The 22448-nt window shown below is 27.4% G+C and carries 20 protein-coding genes, 2 tRNA genes, 1 pseudogene and 1 riboswitch; of the genes and pseudogenes, 19 read left to right on the top strand and 4 right to left on the bottom strand.

Annotated features, from left to right (window positions below; all coding sequences use genetic code 11):
* Positions 1-121 precede the first annotated feature (121 nt).
* Both H8S10_RS02460 and H8S10_RS02465 read left to right on the top strand, forming a co-directional pair.
* Positions 122-1402, top strand: a pseudogene (locus tag H8S10_RS02460) (helix-hairpin-helix domain-containing protein); the annotation flags it as partial.
* Positions 1403-1474: 72 nt separating this feature from the next.
* A riboswitch (FMN riboswitch) is annotated at positions 1475-1591 on the top strand.
* 181 nt (positions 1592-1772) lie between these two features.
* On the top strand, positions 1773-2360 hold the full coding sequence (locus H8S10_RS02465; RefSeq protein WP_186837841.1) for an ECF transporter S component: 588 nt from the start codon (positions 1773-1775) through the stop codon (positions 2358-2360).
* Between the two features lie 96 nt (positions 2361-2456).
* Here the strand turns inward: H8S10_RS02465 and rimI are convergent, their stop codons facing one another.
* The 3 genes from rimI to tsaE are packed head-to-tail and all read right to left on the bottom strand — an operon-like array spanning position 2457 to position 4064.
* Entirely contained in the window at positions 2457-2906 is a 450-nt protein-coding gene (rimI, locus tag H8S10_RS02470; protein WP_055265583.1) for a ribosomal protein S18-alanine N-acetyltransferase, read from the bottom strand.
* A complete protein-coding gene (tsaB, locus tag H8S10_RS02475) occupies positions 2890-3606 on the bottom strand; it encodes a tRNA (adenosine(37)-N6)-threonylcarbamoyltransferase complex dimerization subunit type 1 TsaB (RefSeq protein ID WP_186837842.1) in 717 nt (238 codons plus the stop codon). The genes rimI and tsaB overlap by 17 nt, the downstream gene beginning before the upstream one ends.
* Positions 3603-4064 carry a tRNA (adenosine(37)-N6)-threonylcarbamoyltransferase complex ATPase subunit type 1 TsaE gene (gene tsaE, locus H8S10_RS02480; protein ID WP_055265579.1) on the bottom strand — a complete coding sequence of 154 codons (462 nt, stop codon included), beginning with the start codon at positions 4062-4064 and terminating at the stop codon, positions 3603-3605. The genes tsaB and tsaE overlap by 4 nt, the downstream gene beginning before the upstream one ends.
* Before the next feature lie 200 nt (positions 4065-4264).
* Between tsaE and H8S10_RS02485 the strand changes: the two genes are divergently transcribed.
* From H8S10_RS02485 to H8S10_RS02535, 11 genes are all read left to right on the top strand, one after another.
* A tRNA-Trp gene (locus H8S10_RS02485) sits at positions 4265-4339 on the top strand.
* A gap of 196 nt (positions 4340-4535) precedes the next feature.
* Positions 4536-6692 (top strand): DNA helicase RecQ, encoded by a 2157-nt coding sequence (gene recQ / locus H8S10_RS02490; protein ID WP_186837843.1) that lies wholly within the window; start codon positions 4536-4538, stop codon positions 6690-6692.
* Positions 6693-6893: 201 nt separating this feature from the next.
* Positions 6894-7130 carry a hypothetical protein gene (locus H8S10_RS02495; RefSeq protein ID WP_055265575.1) on the top strand — a complete coding sequence of 79 codons (237 nt, stop codon included), beginning with the start codon at positions 6894-6896 and terminating at the stop codon, positions 7128-7130.
* A gap of 91 nt (positions 7131-7221) precedes the next feature.
* Positions 7222-8628 carry a GH1 family beta-glucosidase gene (locus H8S10_RS02500; protein ID WP_055265573.1) on the top strand — a complete coding sequence of 469 codons (1407 nt, stop codon included), beginning with the start codon at positions 7222-7224 and terminating at the stop codon, positions 8626-8628.
* A gap of 200 nt (positions 8629-8828) precedes the next feature.
* Positions 8829-9569, top strand: a complete 741-nt coding sequence (locus tag H8S10_RS02505) for a MurR/RpiR family transcriptional regulator (RefSeq protein ID WP_186837844.1) — start codon at positions 8829-8831, stop codon at positions 9567-9569.
* Between the two features lie 265 nt (positions 9570-9834).
* The gene (locus tag H8S10_RS02510) at positions 9835-11271 is read left to right on the top strand and encodes a glycoside hydrolase family 1 protein (protein ID WP_186837845.1); all 1437 of its coding nucleotides are present in this window, start codon (positions 9835-9837) and stop codon (positions 11269-11271) included.
* 68 nt (positions 11272-11339) lie between these two features.
* On the top strand, positions 11340-11645 hold the full coding sequence (locus H8S10_RS02515) for a PTS sugar transporter subunit IIB (protein WP_055265564.1): 306 nt from the start codon (positions 11340-11342) through the stop codon (positions 11643-11645).
* A gap of 43 nt (positions 11646-11688) precedes the next feature.
* Positions 11689-13020, top strand: coding sequence for a PTS sugar transporter subunit IIC (locus tag H8S10_RS02520; protein WP_055265562.1), 1332 nt, complete (start codon positions 11689-11691; stop codon positions 13018-13020).
* 94 nt (positions 13021-13114) lie between these two features.
* Positions 13115-13429, top strand: a complete 315-nt coding sequence (locus H8S10_RS02525; protein WP_032117287.1) for a PTS lactose/cellobiose transporter subunit IIA — start codon at positions 13115-13117, stop codon at positions 13427-13429.
* Between the two features lie 173 nt (positions 13430-13602).
* Positions 13603-13677 (top strand) — tRNA-Trp (locus tag H8S10_RS02530).
* Positions 13678-13923: 246 nt separating this feature from the next.
* A complete protein-coding gene (locus tag H8S10_RS02535; RefSeq protein ID WP_186837846.1) occupies positions 13924-14772 on the top strand; it encodes a PRD domain-containing protein in 849 nt (282 codons plus the stop codon).
* 26 nt (positions 14773-14798) lie between these two features.
* On the opposite strand, the gene H8S10_RS02540 is transcribed toward H8S10_RS02535, so the two are convergent.
* A complete protein-coding gene (locus tag H8S10_RS02540; protein ID WP_186837847.1) occupies positions 14799-15665 on the bottom strand; it encodes a phosphatase in 867 nt (288 codons plus the stop codon).
* Positions 15666-15814: 149 nt separating this feature from the next.
* Here H8S10_RS02540 and H8S10_RS02545 point away from each other — a divergent pair, with 149 nt between their 5' ends.
* From H8S10_RS02545 to H8S10_RS02570, 6 genes are all read left to right on the top strand, one after another.
* Positions 15815-16060 carry a hypothetical protein gene (locus tag H8S10_RS02545; RefSeq protein WP_055265556.1) on the top strand — a complete coding sequence of 82 codons (246 nt, stop codon included), beginning with the start codon at positions 15815-15817 and terminating at the stop codon, positions 16058-16060.
* A 138-nt stretch (positions 16061-16198) separates the two neighbouring features.
* Positions 16199-16381, top strand: a complete 183-nt coding sequence (locus tag H8S10_RS02550) for an alpha/beta-type small acid-soluble spore protein (protein ID WP_032117290.1) — start codon at positions 16199-16201, stop codon at positions 16379-16381.
* Between the two features lie 191 nt (positions 16382-16572).
* On the top strand, positions 16573-17703 hold the full coding sequence (locus H8S10_RS02555) for a DNA repair exonuclease (protein ID WP_186837848.1): 1131 nt from the start codon (positions 16573-16575) through the stop codon (positions 17701-17703).
* Positions 17693-20398, top strand: coding sequence for an AAA family ATPase (locus tag H8S10_RS02560; protein ID WP_186837849.1), 2706 nt, complete (start codon positions 17693-17695; stop codon positions 20396-20398). Before H8S10_RS02555 ends, H8S10_RS02560 begins: the two co-directional genes overlap by 11 nt.
* A 45-nt stretch (positions 20399-20443) precedes the next feature.
* Positions 20444-20593 carry a hypothetical protein gene (locus tag H8S10_RS02565; protein ID WP_156334261.1) on the top strand — a complete coding sequence of 50 codons (150 nt, stop codon included), beginning with the start codon at positions 20444-20446 and terminating at the stop codon, positions 20591-20593.
* 53 nt (positions 20594-20646) lie between these two features.
* Entirely contained in the window at positions 20647-22443 is a 1797-nt protein-coding gene (locus tag H8S10_RS02570) for a MutS family DNA mismatch repair protein (protein ID WP_186837850.1), read from the top strand.
* The last annotated feature ends 5 nt before the right edge of the window (positions 22444-22448 follow it).

Genomic DNA, 22448 nt, shown 5'->3' on the forward strand with positions numbered 1-22448 from the left:
ATAGACCTTTGCAATAGAAATATTGTTAGGGAATCTAAACAGAGTTTATAGTTAGATAGGGTTGTAATTTGTACAACCCTATTTTGAGTACAATATCAACAATTTAATCTAACAGAGCCTAATATTTAAAGAGAATTTAAAGTCATTACTTATGCAGCCACCTATAAAAGGAAAAGTTGTCATGGGATTTGACCCAGGATTTAGAACAGGATGTAAGGTAGCTGTATTAGATTCTACTGGTAAATTTTTAGAGAAGGCCACTGTATATCCTACATTACCTAAGAATGATGTAAGTGGAACTAAAAAGATTTTAAAAGAGCTTATAAATAAATATGATGTAGAAGTAATATCTCTTGGTAATGGAACAGCATCAAGAGAATCAGAGGAAGTTATTTCAGAGATGATATCTGAAATTAAACAAGAAACAGGCAAGGAATTGGTTTATGTTATAGTTTCCGAATCAGGAGCATCAGTATATTCAGCATCAGAGCTTGCAACTAAGGAGTATCCAGATTTAGACGTTACTATAAGAGGAGCAATTTCGATTGGTAGAAGACTTCAAGATCCAATGGCTGAGCTTGTAAAAATAGAGCCAAAAGCTTTAGGAGTAGGCCAATATCAACATGATGTTGCCCCTAAAAGATTAGATGAATCGTTAACTGGGGTTGTTGAGGATTCTGTTAATAAAGTTGGAGTAGATTTAAATACTGCTACACCATCATTACTAACTTATGTTGCTGGTATAAATTCAGCAATAGCTAATAATATTGTAGCGTATAGAGATGAAGTTGGTGGATTTACTTCTAGAAAGGAATTATTAAAGGTTAAAAGGTTAGGTCAAAAGGCATTTGAACAATGTGCTGGTTTCTTAAGAGTTATGGAAAGCAAAGAACCTTTAGATAATACTTCAGTTCATCCAGAATCATATGGAGTAGCAACTAAACTTATTGAAATGTTAGGATATACTAAAGAAGATTTAAAGAATAGAAAATTAGATGATATAAACGAAAGAGTTTCTGAAAAAGGATTAAATAATATAATAAAGGAATTAGAAGTTGGAGAAATTACTTTAAAAGATATTATAAAAGAATTACAAAAGCCAGGTAGAGATCCAAGAGAAGATATGCCAAAACCAATATTAAAAACTGGTGTTGTAGATATAAAAGATTTAACGCCAGGAATGATTCTTATGGGTACGGTAAGAAATGTATCTGACTTTGGTGCGTTTGTAGATATTGGAGTGCATCAAGATGGTCTTGTTCATAAAAGTCAAATGGCAAATAGATTTGTAAAGCATCCATTAGATATAGTTAAAGTAGGCGATGTTATTAAAGTTAAAATAATGGAAGTTGATGAAAAAAGAAAGAGAATTTCATTAACAATGAAAGATATAGATAAATAGAAAAAAATTGAAAAAACTATTGAAAATAGTAATATGAGAGAATATAATATAAGTGAAATAATAATTTAATAAAATTATCTTCAGGGCAGGGTGTAATTCCCTACCGGCGGTATAGCCCGCGAGCTCGAAAGAGTATGATTCGGTGAAACTCCGAAGCCGACAGTAAAGTCTGGATGAAAGAAGGTAGTAAGTTAGAAAAATTGATGCTATTTTTGCATTTAATCTAATTAGCTTGTTTTTTTATGCCCTGGTGAATTTTCATCAGGGTTTTTATGTATTAAAAATTTTAATTTAAGCAAAATATAGATAAGACAAGCAATTTGAATTCTAACAAATTACCCCAGAGGATAACTTTTGGGAGGAGAGTAAAATGAATAATTCAAACAAAAATGTAAACAAAATGATTAAAATTTCTTTGCTGGTGGCTATTGCTGTTGTATTAATGTATTTCGATTTTCCAATAATACCATTATTCCCATGGTTAAAAATTGATTTAAGTGAAGTTCCAGCTTTAATGGGTGGATTTGCTTATGGTCCAGTAGCTGGTGGAGCTATAGTTATCTTAAAGGTATTATTGAGATTCCTAGTTAAGGGAACACAAACAGGATTTATTGGAGAATTAGCAAATATTATTGTTGGGTTAGCTTTAGTTGTTCCAGCGGCGTGGATTTATAATAGAAACAAGAGTAAGAAAACAGCTATTATCGGTATGATAGTTGGTGGGCTTGTTATGGAAGTACTAGGAATTGTAGCAAATGTATATTTATTATTACCTGCATATGGAATGAAAATGAATCCAGCAGAATTAAGTAAATATATTACGGTAGGGCTATTACCTTTCAATGGAGTAAAAGCTCTAATAGTATCAGTAATAACATATCTTTTATATAAAAAGGTATCTGTTGCAATATTCAAGGTTGATAGTAACTTTGGAAAAAGCAAAAAACAAATAGCTTAGTAAATGATAAAGTAAAAATGGCAAATGGCAAATTATTTTTTGAAACCTCGTAGAAGTTTCTACTTTAATTTGTCATTTGCCATTCGTTATTTGTGGTTAATTATCTCTTTTCCACATTATAATAGCATCTTCTCCATTATCAGAATAATACTTTTTTCTTATACCTTCTTCTTTAAAATTAAACTTTTTATAAAGATTTTGAGCAGCTATATTAGATGTTCTCACTTCTAATGTTATATCTGTACAATTATGTTCTTTACAAACTTCCAAGAGCTTTATTAAGAGATTAGAAGCTATTCCTTTTTTTCTATAAGATGGATTAACAGCTATATTAGTAATATCACCTTCACCAGCAACTATCCACACACCTGCATAACCAATTACTTCCTTTGTGGATAAATCTTCGGCAATTACATATTTTGCTAATGGGTTTTCTATTTCATAAGTTATAGAATCTAAGCTCCAAGGAACGTTAAAACATATTTTGCTTAATTCAAAAACACCATTAATATGAGAACTATCCATGAGTTTATAATCTATTTTCATTTTTCATAGCCAACCTTTGTTCTAATTCTCTTACTGCTTGAGGTTTCTTTAAGTAAAGAGGAGCTGAATTCTTATCATCAAAGTTTCCATTCTTTAATTCAATCATTCCAAGTTCTCCAAGTGAAGAAGCTTTTATAATATTTAAGTGGTTTGGTGCAAATATAGCATTAGGAATATTTTCTTTTAAATAATCCTTGTGTTTATAAACACCATCACCAGTAAATATAACTTTTTCTCCTTTAGAATTTATTTCAGTAGCTAACTCTTCTAAAGAAAGAGCAGAATAATCTATAACTTTAGTTAATTTGCCATCGACATTTTTGTAAATGCAAGTAAATACACTATCTCTCAATGCATCCATCATTGGACATATAAGTCCATCGAAGTTTATAAGAGAATATGCTAAAGCATCTAAACTAGAAATGCTAACATAAGGTTTATTACTTCCCATGCTTAACCCTTTTACAGTAGCCATGCCAATTCTTAATCCTGTAAATGAACCAGGACCTTTTGATACTACAAACCCATCAACATCATTTATATCAACTTCGCAATCCTTAAGAAGTTCTTCTACTTTTTCCATTAAAATAACAGAATGTTCTCTTTTAAAATTAATAGTAAATTCACCTAGTACATGTTCATCTCTAAGAAGAGCAACAGTTGTTACCAAGGATGAAGAATCCATACTTAAAACTATCATATTTTTAACTCCTTTATATAATCATATCTTTCGCCATATGGCTTTAATGTAATATTTCTAAAGTTTTCACCTTTATCTAAGTCTTTTTCTATATGAATATGTAGATATTCATTAGGTAAAATATCTTCTATATAATTAGCCCATTCGATTACTGAAACACCATCTGAAAATATATAATCATCAAAACCTATAGCATATATCTCGTCAGGATCAGATACTCTATAAACGTCAAAGTGATAAAATTTTAATCTTCCAGAATCATATTCATTTACTATAGTAAATGTAGGACTAGTAATATGGTCATCAATTCCTAAACCTTTAGCTATACCTTTAGTTATGTGAGTTTTACCAGTTCCTAAATCACCGGTTAAACATACTATATCACCTGATTTTAAAATCTTACCTAACTCTAATCCAATAGCAGTAGTTTGATCAACGCTATTAACAGAAAAAATCATAAAAAATCCTCCAGTATATAGTTAATAGTAAGAGAGCAATAAACTTAACTATAATAAATTTTTAACTCTTAACTTTTAACTCTTAATTATTAACTATCTTTTATTTTATCCAAAAAGGTGAAAAAAGAAAAGAATTATAAAAAAATACTATAAAAAATGTTGATTTTAATAAAAATATATTATATAATAACTTATGTCTTAGGGGTATGGCTCAACGGTAGAGTAGTGGTCTCCAAAACCATTGGTTGTGGGTTCAAATCCTACTGCCCCTGCCAAATAGAAACTAGTAAGCGAAGCTTGCTAGTTTTTTTGCGTAAAGCTCTAAATTTAAATTTAGCTAGATGAATGTGACTGACAATAAAAATGTTAATTTTGTTATTGTAAATTACACTATAAAAATATAATATAAGTGTTTTAAAATAAAAATTATGTATAGAATTAAGAGGTAAAGATTATAGATTGGAGATAGCTATGGAGAAAGCTTTAGAGATATTAAAAAAGTATTATGGATATAACTCCTTTAGAGGAAAGCAAGAAGAAATTATTAGTGAAATACTAAAAGGTAATGATGTATTGACAATAATGCCAACTGGTGGAGGTAAATCTATATGCTATCAGGTACCAGCTATGCTTTTAGATGGTATAACATTAGTAATATCACCTCTTATTTCATTAATGAAAGACCAAGTAGATAGTATAAATAACATAGGGATACAGTCTGCGTATATAAATTCATCATTAAGTAATTTAGAAATAAATGATATATTAGGAAAAGTTAAAAATGGAGAAATAAAGATATTATATGTAGCGCCAGAAAGATTAGAGTCTAATGAATTTTTAACTTTGATAACTCAGATAGAAATATCTCAAATTGCAATAGATGAAGCTCATTGCGTATCACAATGGGGACATGATTTTAGAGTTAGCTATAGGAGAATTAGTAGATTTATTTCATTACTAACTAAAAGGCCTATAGTAACAGCATTTACAGCTACTGCTACAGAAGAAGTAAGAAGAGATATAATAGAAAAATTAACTCTTAAAAATCCAAAGATTTTTATATCAGGCTTTGATAGAGAAAATTTAAAGATAGTAGTTGAAAAGGGTGTAATTAGAAAAAATTATTTATTAGATTATATAGAAAAAAATAAAGATGAATCAGGTATTATATATTGTGCGACTAGAAAAGAGGTTGATAACCTTCATAGCTTCCTAATTCAAAAGGGTATAGATGTTGAAAAGTATCATGCTGGATTAGGAGATGAAGAAAGAAAAAGAGCACAAGAAGATTTTATATATGATAAATCAAAGATTATAATAGCTACTAATGCCTTCGGAATGGGAATAGATAAACCTAATATAAGATATGTAATTCACTATAATATGCCTAAAAATATTGAAGGCTATTATCAAGAGATAGGTAGAGCTGGAAGAGACGGAGAAAATAGTGAGTGTATAATGTTATTTTCTCCATCAGATGTTCAGACTCAAAGATATATTATAGATGCTGGAACTGTGGATCCTGTAAGAAAAGAGAATGAGCTTTCAAAATTACAAACGATGATTAATTTTGTATATAGCCAAGAATGTTATAGAAAATTTATCTTAAAATATTTTGGAGAAGAAGTTGAGGAAGATTGTAATAATTGCAGCAATTGTGAAGCTCAAGGTGAGTTAGTTGATAAAACAGAAGATGCTCAAAAAGTTATTTCATGTGCTTATAGAATGGGACAAAAATATGGAATAGGTATGATTGTGGATGTTCTTAGAGGTTCTACAAATAAGAAGGTTATTGAATTAGGGTTAGATAAATTATCTACTTATAATATAATGAAAAATTACACTAAAGATAAATTATCTGAATTTATAAATATATTAATATCTTATGGATATCTTAATTATAGGGGAGAGTACCCTGTAGTTACTTTAAACAATAAGTCTGTAGAAATAGTTAAAGGTCAAAGACAAGTATTTGTAAGACAAATTAATGTTAAGAAAACAGTATCTAAAAATAATGAATTGTTTAATATATTGAGAATTATAAGAATGGAGATAGCGTCAGAAGAGAAAATACCTCCATATATTATATTTGGTGATAATACATTAAAAGAGTTTAGTACAAGAATGCCAATAACAGAAGAACAATTTTTAGATATTAGTGGAGTTGGTAAAGCTAAGCTTGAAAAGTATGGCGAAATATTTATGGAAGCTATAAGAAAATATATAAATGAAAATAATATTAACGTAAACTTTGTATTTAATACTACAACTAAAGAAGTAAGAGAGACAAAGAGTAAAGGTGATATAAAAGAAAAATCTTATGTTACAACTGTTAATATGTTAAGAAAAAATATAAGTTTTGAGGATGTAGCTAAGGAAAGAGGTATTACTATTCAAACTATATTTAATCATATAGAACAATACTTAGCTGATAATAATGACTTGGGGTTTGATATAAACTTTAGTGATTTTTTTACAGATGAAGAAGAAGCTATTATTGATAAAGCTATAGAAGAAGTAGGGGCAAATACTTTAAAGCCAATAAAAGAAAGAGTCCCTGAAAACATAACTTATAATGCAATAAAGGCCGTAATTTTAAAGAAATTCATTATGAATAACAATATATAACTTAGAAAAATAAGCTGATACATATTAGCTTATTTTTTTTATTTACTAGAGATGTATGAAACAATATGTTACAAATAAGAAACAAATTTTAAATAGTAGGTATTTGTTTTATTATCTTTGAAAACTATTACAATTTTATGCATTTAGTTGTACAATGTAATCAAATAAAAGAAATAAAATAGAAAAAAGGTGTGATTATTTATGACGTATACAATAGAAATGAATGGAGCTCAAATGAAGTTCATAAGAGAGTTTTTTGATAACTATGAAGATGATAAAGTTAAATTAACTTTAAAAGACGGTTCTAATAGAATAAAGGTTGTTTATACTGCAGAGTCAGATTTAGAAAAATCAGAACTTGAAGGTCATTTAAAGACATCATTTAAGACTAAATCAAAATATGCAAGTGCACTTTATTACACAATACATGTAAAATAGTTAATATCCTAATTTAGGACAAGTATATATAGTAAGAATTAAAGCAATAAAATGAAGTAGTAAAAAAATAAGAAACAAGGGAGAGAGTAAAATGAAATTTCCAAAGGACTTTTTATTTGGAGCAGCATCAGCATCATATCAGGTTGAAGGAGCATGGAATGAAGACGGAAAAGGCCTTTCTAACTGGGATGTTTTCTCTAAGATACCAGGAAAAACTTTTGAAGGAACAAATGGTGATGTAGCAGTAGATCACTATCATAGATATAAAGAAGATATAAAACTTATGGCAGAAATGGGATTAGAATCCTATAGATTTTCAATTTCTTGGCCAAGAATAATTCCAAATGGAGTTGGAGAAGTAAATGAAAAAGGATTAGAATTCTATAATAATGTAATTAATGAATGTTTAAAATATGGAATAGTTCCTTTTGTAACATTATATCATTGGGATTTACCACAAGTTTTAGAAGAAAAAGGTGGATGGACAAATAAAGAAACAGTAGATGCATTTGTTAAATATGCAGAAGTATGTTTCAAGGCTTTTGGAGATAGAGTTAAACATTGGATTACATTTAATGAAACTGTAGTATTCTGTGGATTAGGATACTTAGCAGGAGCTCATCCACCAGCAATAGTTGGAGATGTCAAGAAATACTTCCAAGCTACACATAATGTATTTACAGCTCATGCTAGATCAATTGAATTATATAAGAGCTTAAAACAATATGGAGAAATAGGTATAACTCATGTATTCTCACCAGCATTTAGTATTGATGAAAACCCAGAAAATATAAAAGCTACTATGCATGCTAGAGAAGTAGACATGCACTGGTACTATGATCCAATATTAAAGGGTGAATATCCTGAGTATGTTGTAAAGTATATTGAAAAGTTAGGCTTTACTCCAGATTGGACAGAAGAAGAATTAGCAGTAATTAAGAGCTCTGCTGATAAGAACGATTTTATAGGATTAAACTACTATCAACCTCAAAGAATTATGAAAAATGATGTAGAAGAAGATGTAGAGAGAACAAGAGAAAATTCAACAGGAGCTCCAGGAAATCCTTCATTTGATGGCGTTTATAAAACTGTTATGATGGAAGATAAAAAGTATACTAAATGGGGATGGGAAATATCACCAGAAGGTTTCTTAGATGGATTAAGACTTCTTAAAGAAAGATACGGTGATGTTAAGATGTACATCACTGAAAATGGATTAGGGGATGAAGATCCAATAATTGAAGATGAAATAGTAGATATTCCAAGAATAAAATATATTGAAGAGCATTTAAGAGCTGTTAAGATGGCTATTCAAGAAGGAATAAATATGAAGGGATATTATGCTTGGTCAGTTATAGATTTATTAAGCTGGTTAAATGGATATAAGAAACAATATGGATTTATATATGTAGACCATAAAAATAACCTTGAAAGAAAGAAAAAAGCATCTTTCCACTGGTATAAGGAAATAATTGAGACTAGAGGCGAAGAACTATAAAATATAAAAAAGATATGACAAGTAATTAGGAAGAATTTCCTAGTACTTGTCATTTTTTCTTAAAAATTATAATATTAATATACACATAAATATTGGGTAATATATAAATAAGATTTTTTATTATAAGTATTTTCCAAAAAAACAAAATTATATTACAATAATATAAAAAGTACGCTAAAGAAAAAAGGGGAAGTAGAAGTATGTTTAGTCACGATAAGATTCAAAGTTTAAATGAATTAGAATTATCTCTATATAGCTATATAATAAAAAATAGTGAAAAAGTTATTTATATGAGAATTAGAGAATTAGCAAATGAAGCCCATGTTTCTACTACTACAATTTTAAGATTTTGTAAAAAGTTAAATTGCGATGGATTTTCAGAATTTAAGGTTAAGCTAAAGCTATACATAGAAAACGGAAAAAGTAATCAATTAACTGATAATACAGCTATGCTAATTGACTTTTTAAAGAAAACAGAGACAGAAGATTTTAAGAATAAAATAAAACAAATTTGTGAAATTGTTAGTGGGGCTGAGAGCGTAGTATTTGTTGGAATAGGGGGTTCAGGAATATTAGCTAAGTACGCAGCAAGATATTTATCATCAGTAGGTAAATTTGCTATTTATTTAGATGATCCTTTTTATCCGACAAAGTGTAAACATTATGAAAATAGTGTAGCAATTGTATTTTCTGTATCAGGTGAAACACCGACGGTTATAGATCATGTTAATAAGTTGAAAAAAGAAAAAAGTTCAATTGTTAGTATAACTAATAATGAAAATTGTACTTTGGCTAAGATGTCAGATATAAATTTAAGTTATTATATTCAACGAGCAAAAGTTGAAGACTATGATATAAGTACTCAAGTTCCGGTTTTGTATATAATTGAATTAATAGGAAAAAGATTATATAACTACTATTTACAATATCCTAATAAATAAATATGATTTTTTAGAAAATACACAAAACAATGTGTATTTTCTTTTTTTATATACAATTTTTTAAATGTATATACAATTATTGAAAGAGCTTTAAATAAAAGGTTCCAGTGAGGTTAATGCAAAAATGTCAAAAAAACAAAGTGTTACAAAAAAGTAACAAATTTTAAAGTAACTGTACTTGTTTTTTACGACTTGAAAATGATTACAAATTTTAAATTTATGTAGTATACTATAGTCACAGGGAAGGAAAAGAGGTGAAGCGATAGTGATTCATTCAGAATTAGATAAATTTAAAGATGGATTTCTATGGGGGAGTGCCTCGGCAGCATATCAAGTTGAAGGTGCCTTTAACAAAGATGGAAAAGGCTTAAGCATATGGGATACATTTAGTAAGCTAGATGGAACAACATATAAATCAACAAATGGTGATATTGCAGTTGATCATTATAACAGATATAAAGAAGATGTTGCTTTAATGAAAGAAATGGGATTAAAAGCATACAGATTTTCAATATCATGGAGTCGTATCTTTCCAGATGGAAGAGGACAAGTTAATGAAGATGGTTTAAAGTTTTATGATAACTTAATAAATGAGTTAATAAAAAATGATATTAAACCAATAATTACAATATATCATTGGGATTTGCCACAAAAACTTCAAGACTTATATGGTGGTTGGGAATCAAGAGAGATTATTGATGACTTCAATAATTATTGCATAACTCTTTATAAGAGATATGGAGACAGGGTAAAGTATTGGATAACATTAAATGAACAAAATGTATTTATATTATTAGGATATAAATTAGCACTTCATCCACCAATGGTAAAGGATGATAAGAGAATGCTAAATGCAAATCACATTGCAAGTTTAGCAAATGCAAAAGCGATTGAATCGTTTAGAAAATATGTACCTAATGGAATGATTGGGCCAAGCTTTGCTTTTACACCTAATTATGCATATACTTGCAAAACAGATGATGTTCTAGCAAGAGAGAATGCTGAAGATATGAATTGTCACTGGTGGTTAGATATATATTGTTGGGGAACATATCCAACATTTACTTTAAGCAGATATGAGAGACAAGGTGTAGCACCAGAAATCGAAGATGGTGACATTGAACTTTTAGAAAGAGGAAAACCTGATTTTATAGGAATCAACTATTATAGAAGTGAAACTGTTGAAGCAAATGAAATAGATGGAATAAGTAATTTTGAGGAAATAAATACTTCAGGTAAGAAGGGAACATCAAAAAATTATGGAGTTCCTGGTGTTTTCAAAACAGTAAAAAATCCTCATCTAGATTCAACAAATTGGGATTGGGAGATAGATCCTACAGGATTAAGAATAGGTATTAGAAGAATAAATAGTAGATATAGGCTACCTATACTTATCACTGAAAACGGTTTGGGAGAGTTTGATAGATTAGAAGATGGACAAGTTAATGATGATTATAGAATAGATTACATAAGAAATCATATAAAAGCTTGTCAAGAAGCTATTACAGATGGAGCTGAACTATTAGGATACTGTACTTGGTCTTTTACAGATTTATTAAGTTGGTTAAATGGTTACCAAAAACGTTATGGATTTGTATATGTAGATAGAGACGAGTCGAATGTAAAGGATTTAAGGCGATTTAAAAAGAAAAGTTTCTATTGGTACAAAAAGGTAATAGAAACAAATGGTCAAGTTTTATGAGTTTATAATTAAAAATTAATATATCAAATTAAAAATAAAAAAATGTTTAAATTTAAGGAGGAATTATCATGAAAAATATTTTATTAGTATGTGCAGCTGGAATGTCAACAAGCCTTTTAGTAAACAAAATGAAGGCAGCAGCAAAAGACAGGGGATTAGAAATAGAAATAAATGCTTTACCAGTATCTGAATGCTCATCAGTAATAGACAAGGTAGACATAGTATTATTAGGACCACAAGTTAGATTCCAAAAACCACAAGTAGATGCTTTAGTAAACGGAAGAATCCCAGTAGATGTAATTGATATGAGATTATACGGAACAATGAACGGAAAAGCTATATTAGAACAAGTTATAGCAAAAATTGGAGAATAATAAATAATATTTATTATAATTAAAAATTAAGGGGGACTTAAAGATGAATTTTATGGACAAATTTAATAGTGTTATTGAAAGAGCACTAGTGCCTGTAGCGGCAAAACTAAATGCACAAAGACATATATGTGCAGTAAGAGACGCATTTATATTAACATTCCCATTAACGATGGCTGGTTCGTTAATGATTTTATTAAACTTCGTTTTATTATCACCAGATGGATTCATAGCTAATCTATTAAATTTAGGTGAATTAATACCTAACTTAGCTGATTATCAAGCAATATTCTCACCAGTATTAAAAGGTTCAACTGATATTTTAGCAGTTTTAGTTGTTTTCTTAATAGCTAGAAACCTTGCAAAATCACTTGGTGGAGATGATTTATTAACAGGATTAACTGCACTTTCAGTATTCTTTATAATTTATCCATCAGCAGTAGATGGTGGTTTACAAACAACTTATATGGGACCACAAGGTTTATTCGTTGCAATTATAGTAGGATTATTAGTAGGTGAAATATTAACAAGACTTACAAAGACTTCAAAGTTAGAAATTAAAATGCCAGAGCAAGTGCCTCCAGCAGTTGCAAGAACATTTAAAGTATTACTTCCAATTATTATAGTTACAATTGGATTCTCAGTATTAAATTATATTATATTACAAGTTACAGATGGTGGCGGAATCCATACATTAGTATATAACGTATTACAAGCACCGTTAACTAAATTAGGTGATAGTATATGGTCAGTAGTTGCATTTGGTATTATATCAAATATACTATGGGTTATGGGTATTCATGGACCTAATACAGTACAAGCAGTTAGAGACGTAGTATTTGCAGAAGCTAATGCAGCAAACTTAAAGTTCGTTTCTGAAATGGGAACAGCTTGGGGAGCTCCTTATCCAAACACTTGGGCTTTATATGATGCATTTGGTAACTACGGTGGATCAGGAATGACTTTAGGATTAATTATAGCAATATTTATCTTTAGTAGACAAAGAGATCAAAAGGATATCGCAAAATTATCACTAGCTCCAGGTTTATTCAATATCAATGAATCAGTAATATTTGGTTTACCAATAGTATTAAACCCAATGTTCTTAATACCATTCGTATTAGTACCAGTAGCAAATGTATTCATAGGATATTTTGCAATTAAATTTGAGTTAATACCTCCAGTAGCATATTCAGTACCTTGGACAACACCAGGACCATTAATACCTTTCTTAGGTACAGGTGGTAATTTCATGGCTCTAGTAATTGGATTTGTTTGTTTAGGTGTGAGCGTATTACTTTATGCACCATTCGTAATTGCTTCTAACAAAGCAGCAGAGAAAATGAATGAAACAAACGACTATGCAGAAATAGTTTAGTATATAAAAATATAGAATAATAAGTAAGAATATAGTATACTAATTCTAGTTACATTAAGTAACTAGAATTAGTGTATATTAAAGGAGAAGAACTATGAACGAATTAGAATTAGTAGCATTTGAAATCATAAGCAATGTAGGAATGGGTAAATCTTTAGCTATGGAAGCAATAAGAGAAGGTAGACAAGGTAATTATGAATTAGCAGAACAAAAATTAGAAGAAGCTAAACAATTCTTATTACAAGGACACCACGCTCATGCTGGATTAATTCAAAAAGAAGCAGCAGGCGAAAAGCTAGAATTCTCTTTAATAATAATGCATGCTGAAGACCAATTAATAAGCGCAGAAACTATAAAAGATTTAGCATTTGAAATGATCGAAATGCACAAGAGCTTAAATAGAGCTTAATATTTAATTAGAAATTAAAGATACATATAGTGTAAAGATGTAAGTTCTTTATTGTACAAGCAATAAAAACGTTTTTACACTATATAAGTATCTATTATATTTATTAATATCATTTAATTAATTATTTATAAGTTGACAAAGAAATATATTTTTGATAAAATAATTTATGTTAAAGGGGTATGGCTCAACGGTAGAGTAGTGGTCTCCAAAACCATTGGTTGTGGGTTCAAATCCTACTGCCCCTGCCAAAGACTTAGTTTATCTAAGTCTTTTTTTGTTTTTCTTATGAATTTACATTTAATTGTTTATAATATTATAGAAGAGAAATAAGAAAAAATTTTATTTTAAGAATAAAAAATAAATGAATTATATGGTATATTTAAATATAAGGTTATAGATATATAGGATATTAGTAATAATATGGTGTAAAATTTTTAGTGATTTATACTGAGATTTTAAAGTCTTAAAAAGGGGAATTAATAGGAGTATTATTTATGATAATAGAAAAAGTATTAAATAATAATGTTGTTGTATCAATAGATCCTAAAACAAAAAAAGAAATAATCCTTTTAGGAAGTGGAATTGCTTTTAATAAAAAAATAGGTCAAGAAGTGGATGAAAGTAAAATTGAAAAAACATTTGTTTTAGATGATAAAACATTAGGAAATAAATTTAAAAAGTTAATAAATCAAATACCAGATGGAGTTTTTCAGTTATCTCATGAAATAATATCTCATGCTAGTAAAGAATTAAATGCAAAATTTGATAAGCAAATATATATATCTTTATCAGATCATATAGCGTTTGCAATAAAAAGATATAAGAAGAATATGATGATAAAAAATGAATTACTAAATGAAATTAGAAGAGTTCATAAGAAAGAATATAAAGTAGCATTATGGGCATTAGAATTTTTAAATAGGAAATTAAAAATTGAATTGCCAGAGGATGAAGCTGGATTTATAGCATTACATTTTATTAATGCAAGCTTAAACCAATCAACAAGTAACTCTATAGAATCTACTAAAATAGTTAAAGATATATTAAATATAATAAGATATTATTTTTCATTAGAATTTAAAGAAGATGATTTAAATTATGATAGATTGCTTACGCATTTAAAATATTTTTCCAAAAGAATAATTGAAAATAATCAGGATAATGCTTCGGAAGACGAATTTATTAATATGGTAATTAAAAGCTATCCTGAAGCTTATAATTGTACACTGAAGATAAAAGAATATATAGTAAATAACTATAAGTATGACGTTAATAGTAATGAAATAGTATATCTAACACTACATATTCAAAGAATTGTATCAGTGTCTAGATATGATAATTAAAAAAGAGACGGTTTTCCGTCTCTTTTTTAGCATTTAACATCTTTGACTATCCATTGAGAGTATGGAGTGGCGTAATTAGAATCTTTATTTTCTTGTATATATTCATAAAATGAATCAAGAAAACCTAACCTATAACCATCATTTGTTAATACAACTCCTCCAATATTATACTGATAAGAAAGAATTTGATCTAATGTTAAGTTATTTTGATTATTCATTATTTGGTAGAGTACCATAAAAGTAGTAGTTCGTCCTTCACCTGCATGACAATGAAAATGTAAGTGGAGATCATCTGGCTTATTTTTTATGAAGTCTACGAATTCATCAACAGTATCAGGTGTAGGAACTCCTCCATCTCTAACTGCAAAACGTTTATATTGCATACCACAATCTGTTACAGCCTTTTCTTCAGTGCAAACAGATTCTGCTTCTAAGCATTTATATAATTTACCATTTTCGTGAAATATATTAACTTGAGAATTAGTTTTTATTTTATTAAGTTCTGAATTTTCTTTTTCTATAGTTTCTACTGAATCAAAACCATTATTAATTAGTTTATAGAAGTTATGATAGCTTATAGCTAAATCATTTAATAGTCCATGAGATTCTTGCCTCAAATCTACAATGCATATATTTTCTTTATTTATAGCCTTTTTCAATGGTTCTACTTGATCATTAGTAAATTGAGCACTTCCTGAAATATTAAGAAGTGTGACATCTCTAAATCTATTAGGCAAAGGTGTTTTTAAGTCGCTATCTAATATAATAACATCCTTATTTTTCTTAAAAATATACGAATTACTGTCTGCTTTAGGAAAAGCACCTATTAAAGCCGAAGATGATATAAGGATTGTAGATAGTATGGATAATTTCTTTAAAAATTTACTGTTCATATATACCTCCATTTATAGAATTTATAATATTTTTTGTTATTTAAACTTTTATTATTCAAGCAATATTTTATAGCTTTATTAAAGCAATGAAATATGTTTAAAATTTAGAAAAAGTGGACAGTATTTGAGAAAAAAGGGTAGGTGTTTTTATGGATTTTATGTATATTCAATTAGTAATTTTTTTAACTATAATATTAAGTGCTGTCATAGCTGGTAAGAAGGGTGCATTAATATCCTTTTTAGTATGGGCAGTTGAAACTTATATAATATTTAAAGTAGATAGTTTTAGTTATCTGCAACTTATAACATTAGGGTTATCATTCCAAATAGCAATAATTATAGCTATAATAAGAGATTTAGTTGCAAAGCAATTTAAAAAGAAGGTAAATAATTAATTATATATTCCAGTATTTTCTTGTAATATAAAAGTCATCTCAGGGCAATATAATAGTGTAGACAGGAAACAAAATAAAATATAACAATATTCTATTAGTTACTGTTTATAATTCATGAAACCAAGGGAGGAATCAGACATGTCAAAAGCATTAGTTCCAGAAGCAAAAAATGGGTTAAGCGCATTTAAGAACGAAGTAGCGAATGAGTTAGGAGTACCATTTACAGATTATAATGGTAACTTAACATCTAGACAATGTGGTTCCGTTGGTGGTGAAATGGTTAAAAGAATGGTAGAACAATACGAAAGTGGATTAAAGTAAAGCACCACTAAGGAAACACACTAAAAGATGGTCAATATCTTGAGAGGGTGATATCTTATGGAGAATTTACCGCCAGAAAAGTATTGAAAATCTATTATTCGCTAAAGGGAAAGAGATGCAGAGTTTGCATCTCTTTTTCTTTTACACAAAATATGGTAAAATAAGAACAAAGGTTCGTTAAGGGGGATAATATGAGAAAGGTTAAAATTTTACATTGTTCAGATATACATTTTGATACTCCTTTTAAAGAGTTGAGTAAAGAAATTGCAAACAATTGTAGAGAAGAATTATTAGAGACATTTAAAAGAATAATAGATTTAACTATAGAAGAAAATGTACAAGTACTATTTATTGCAGGAGATTTATTTGATAATTTTACAGTAAATAAAACAACGTTAATTTTTATTATTAATCAATTAAAAAGAATAAAAGATAAATATATATTTATAGCTCCAGGAAACCATGATCCTTATTATGAAAAATCTTTTTATAATATGATTAATTGGCCAAGCAATGTTCATATTTTTACAGGGAAGATGAGTAAAAAAGAAATAAGTGAATTAGAATTAGTAGTGTATGGAGCTGGATTTACAAAAAAGTATGAGAGAGAAACTTTAATTAATATTGAAGAGTTAGATACTTCAAAAATAAATATGATGGTATTGCATGGAGATATATCTACTAAGGATGCTAAAAATGACTATAATCCAATTTCTTTAAAAGATATAAGGAATTCTTATATGGATTATATAGCATTAGGACACATTCATAAATTTTCAGGAATATTAAAAGAAGAAAATTCTTATTATGCTTATAGTGGCTGCCCTCAAGGTCGTGGATTTGATGAAGTAGGGAAAAAAGGAGTTATTTTAGGTGAGGTATATAAGGGAGGCGTAGATTTAAAATTTATTCCTATTAATAAAAGAGAATATATAGTTAAAGATATTGATATATCGGAATGTGATACATATGAAGATATTAAAGAAAAATTACTTAGTATTCTAGATGAAAAAGATAGGTTAAACAATCTATTTAAGATCACACTTACTGGTGATATAAAAAGTCACTTATATTTAGATATTAAAACTTTAGTAGAAAAATTAAAAAATGATTATTACTTTATAAAAGTTTTAAATAAAACAACTGTAGAAATGAGTTTAGATGAGTTAGCTAATGATTATTCTATAAGAGGTAAGTTTATAAAGAGAATGTTAGAAAAGCTTAAAGAAGCAAATGAAGATGAAAAGGAAATAATAAATAGAGCATTAAAAATTGGATTGCAGAGCCTTTCAGAGGAAGAGGTGAAATTAAATGATAATTAAAAAAGTTAATATTATTGCCTTTGGAGGGTTAAAAAACAAAGTTGTAGAGTTTGATAATGGAATTAATATAATTTATGGCGAAAATGAAACTGGAAAGAGTACTATTCAATCTTTTATAAAGATATGGTTATATGGATTTAGTAGTAATAGAGGTAAAGATTTAAGGGTAAATGAAAGATTAAGGTATATGCCGTTATCTGGAGAGGTAATTAAGGGAGAGCTTTGGGTCGAATTTAAAGATAAAACTTATATTATAAAAAGGACTTTTGGCAAAACCAAGAAAGAAGATACTTCATTAATAATAAATGCTTTAACAGGAGATGAAGTTAAGGATATAAATTCAGAAGAACCAGGAAAGTATTTTTTAAATATTAATAGATCTACATTTATAAAAACGCTTTTTATAAGACAATTAGGAAGTGAAGTAAATAAAGATAAAGATGAAGAGATTTTAGATAAGATATTAAATTCTGTAGGAGTTTCAGAAGGAGATGTAACGGTAGATAAGGCTTTTATAATGTTAGACAATTATAAGAAGTATTTAAGTAATATTAGAAAGAGTGGATATTTAGATAAGCTAAGAGAAAAGTATAGTTTATTATTAGCTGAAAGACATGAAAGATATAATTTAGCAGAACAGAATTTAGATAATGAAAAAGAGCTACTAAATTTAAAAGAAGAAAGAGAAAATACAAAGAATGAACTTTCAAATTTAGACTGTTATAAAAAATATTTAAAAAAGATTAAATTGCAAGAAGAATATGAGGATATTATAAAGTATTCAAGAAAAAAAGAGGAGCTTCAAAAAAAAGAAAAAAATATTAGTAAGTTTTTAATTAATAATAATGATGAAGTATTATTAGAGACAGTTGATTTATTAAAAGAAGAATACTCTATGTATTTAAGATTATTAGATTTAAGAGAAAAGGCTAAGGTTAAATTAGATTCTAAATTAGATGAATTAAAGAGGTCGGAAGAACCGCTAAAAGAATATAAATATATAGAAGAATTAGGTGAAGATATTTCTAAAGAGTTGATAAAATTAAAAATTGAACAGGATTCTTTAAGAGAAAAAATAGAGATTAATAGAAAAATAGATAAAGAAATTACTTTACTTAAAAATAAAGCAATATTAGCTAAAGAGCATATTGGAGATGCTTATAAGATAGAAGATATTAGGAAAAATGTAGAGAGTGAACTTGAAATATATGAAGAAAAGTTGAAGAGTTTAAAGTTTGCTATGGAAAATAAAAAAAATAATAGTATTTTAAATAATAAGTATATAAAGGTATCTATAGGATTATTAGCAGTAATATTTTTTGTTTTAGGATTAGTATCGAACAGTATTGGTATCAGAATAAGTTTATTTACAATGTCTGCATTGAGTATTTTATTATTATTTTTAGTCAACAGAATAATAGAGTTAAAAGAAAAATCTTATATAAATTCCTTAAAGAAAGATGTAGAGGAAATAGAGTTAAACCTAGAACAGTATAATAAAATAGTTGGAGTTATAGATTTTGGACAACTTATAAGATATTTAAAATTATATAATGAGTATTTAGGTATTAAAGAAAATATAGAAGTAAAAATTAGTGAAAAATACAATCAAAAAGAGCTGTTAAACTTAGATGATGCTAATGATAAATTCAATGCTAACAAAGAAAAAATTGATGATTATTTAAAAATATCTAAAGCAGACAATATAGATGTTTTAATAGATGATATATATAAGTTTGAGGAAATTAATAAAAATTGTAATTCTTTAAAGCATGATGCAAAAAGTGATGAAGAAGTATTACGTGATTTTGAGAAACAATTAGAAGCAAAAAAAGATACAATTTTTGAAAAATTAAAATATGTAGGATTAGAAGGTATTGATATTATCGAAGTAGGAGAAAGGTTAGATGAATTAAAGCGTAAAATAAATCAAAAAAGAGAAATTCATAGAAGCTTATTATCGGTAGAAGAAACTTATTTAGCCTTAATAAAAGATAAAGATATTGAAAAAATTAAGAATGAGATAAAAGAAATAATTGATGTGGATTTTAAGTTTAGTTTTAAAGATGAAGAGGAAGTTGATTCAGAAATAAAAAGAAAATCCAATGAATTAATTCAAATTGAAAAAGATATAAAGGATTTAGAAAACAAAATAGAGAATTTATTTAAAGGCAAACGTAACATAGCTGAAATTGAAGATGAAATTACTAATATAGAAGATAATATAAATGAAGAAGAAAAAAATTTAAAAGCTGTAGAATTAGCAAAAGAAGTATTAAATCAATCTTATGATGGATTAAGAAATGACTTTGGACCAATATTAAATAAAAAAGTAAACTCGTTATTTAAAGAGTTTAGTGATAACAAATATAGTAACGTTTTAGTTTCTGATAAATACGAAATGAAGGTAGTATATAATGATGAAGTTTTATCATCACAACTTTTAAGTAATGGAGCTAATGATCAATTGTATTTAGCATTGAGAGTTGCATTTATAGAGATGATATTTAATAGTAAAGATGTAACCTTATATTTAGATGATGCTTTTACTCAATATGATGATAACAGAATTAAAACTATATTAAGCTATTTAGCTTCTGAGAGTTTTATTCAGATATTAATATTTACTTGTCAAAATAGAGAAGAATCTTATTTGAAGGAAAAAGGTATAAATCATAATTATATTTTATTATAAGTTTGGAAATTATATAGATAATATAGTAAAAATGGAAGGGATTTTATGAAAAAGATATTGTTAATTATTATAGTAGCTATATTATTATTTATTACAATTATTAATTTTCAAGATGATAATAATTTTAAGGATAAAAGCAATTTGTTTAGAGTAGAAAAAATAAAGTGGATTCCACTTTATTTTTTTGTGGATTAAAAAGGAAATTTAGTCTAAACTTATAATATAGAGAATTAGGAGAGGTAGTAAGAATGTCAAAACCATATGAATTTTATAAAGCAAAAATTGAAGAAAATAAAAATATTTTAAATAAACTAGAAAAAACATTAATAGTATATTCATCTATTAGATTAGCTATAGTTATTATCTGTATAGGGTTATTATATCTTCTATATAAAAGTAATAATATTATGGGAATGTTGCTTACGTTTTTAGTATCATTTGTTGTATTTTTAATTGTAGCATTTATGCATAATAATAAATTAAATGAAAAAAAGAAATTAAATATTCTTTTAGAATACAATAAAAATGGATTAAAGAGAATAAATGGAGAATGGAAGAACTTTGAGGATATAGGAGAAGAATATATCAATAAAGAGCATAGATTCTCAAAAGACTTAGATATATTTGGAAAGAATTCTTTGTTTCAGTGGATAAATACTACAAACACTTTATTTGGTAGAAAAGCTTTAGCTAAAAAACTTAATATGAATTATAGTTTAAATAGACTTACTATAGAAAATGAACAAAAAGCAATACAAGAGTTAAGTGAAAAAAGAGAGTTTGCAACTAATTTATTTGTAGATTCCTATGAATTAAAAAGAAACAAAAATAGTAATATTGATGAATTATTAAAGTGGGCAAAGGAAGAAAAATCAAGTAGATTAACAATAAAGTATATACCTTACTTTTTTATAGCAAGTACTACTATATTTATAATTTTAGCACTAACTAATAAGATGCCGGGTACGTATTTACTTTTAGTGTTTGCAATAAATTATTTAGTGGTAAAATTACTAACAAGAAATTTAAGCCATGTAATTAACTTGTTTATAAGTAATAAGTCTAAAGTAAATCAATATAGTAATTTATTATCTCTTATACAAGATGAACAATTTAAAAGCTATAGGCTTAGAGAACTAAAGAGACAATTAGAAAGTAATGATTTAGACTGTAAGAAAGAGATGAAAAAACTTAAAAATATTATAAGTTGGATGGGCGATAGCGTTAGTAATGCATATTATTTAATAATAAATGTTTTATTTCTTTCAGATATTTTTATATTAAATAATTTAGAAGAATGGAAAGAGAAAAATGGTAAGTATCTTGAAGAATGGCTGAATATAATGGGAGAGGTAGAAGCCTTAGTTAGTTTATCTAACTTAGCTTTTGAAAATCCAAATTGGTCATATCCTGCAATATCAGCTGATAAGATAATAGTAGCAAAATCAGTAGGGCATCCGATGCTAGGTAATAAGGCTGTAGTAAATGATTTTACTTTAAATAATGAGAAAAGAGTAGCATTAATAACAGGGTCTAATATGTCTGGTAAAAGTACATTTTTAAGAACTATCGGATTTAATATGATTCTAGCATATTTAGGATTACCTACATTTAGTGATTCTTTTAAGTGTGGAATTTATAATATATATACTTGTATGAGAACAGAAGATAATTTAGAGGAGAGTATATCATCATTTTATGCTGAAATATTAAGAGTTAAATTATTAATAGATGCAGGAAAAAGAGGAGAAGATGTATTTTTCTTATTAGATGAAATATTTAAAGGAACTAATTCTAGTGATAGGCATGATGGAGCTAAGATATTAATAGATCAATTAGTTAAGAGTGGAGCTATTGGATTAGTTTCTACTCATGATTTAGAACTGTGTGAGTTAGAAAATACAAGGAAATGGTTAATAAATTTTAATTTCCAAGAGTATTATGAAGATAATAAAATAAAGTTCGATTATAAATTGAGAAGTGGTATTAGTAAGACTCATAATGCAAAACATTTGATGAAGTTAGCGGGTATTGAGATAAGTTAGGGGGA

Source organism: Clostridium sp. NSJ-49 (assembly GCF_014287725.1).
Classification (GTDB): domain Bacteria; phylum Bacillota; class Clostridia; order Clostridiales; family Clostridiaceae; genus Clostridium; species Clostridium disporicum_B.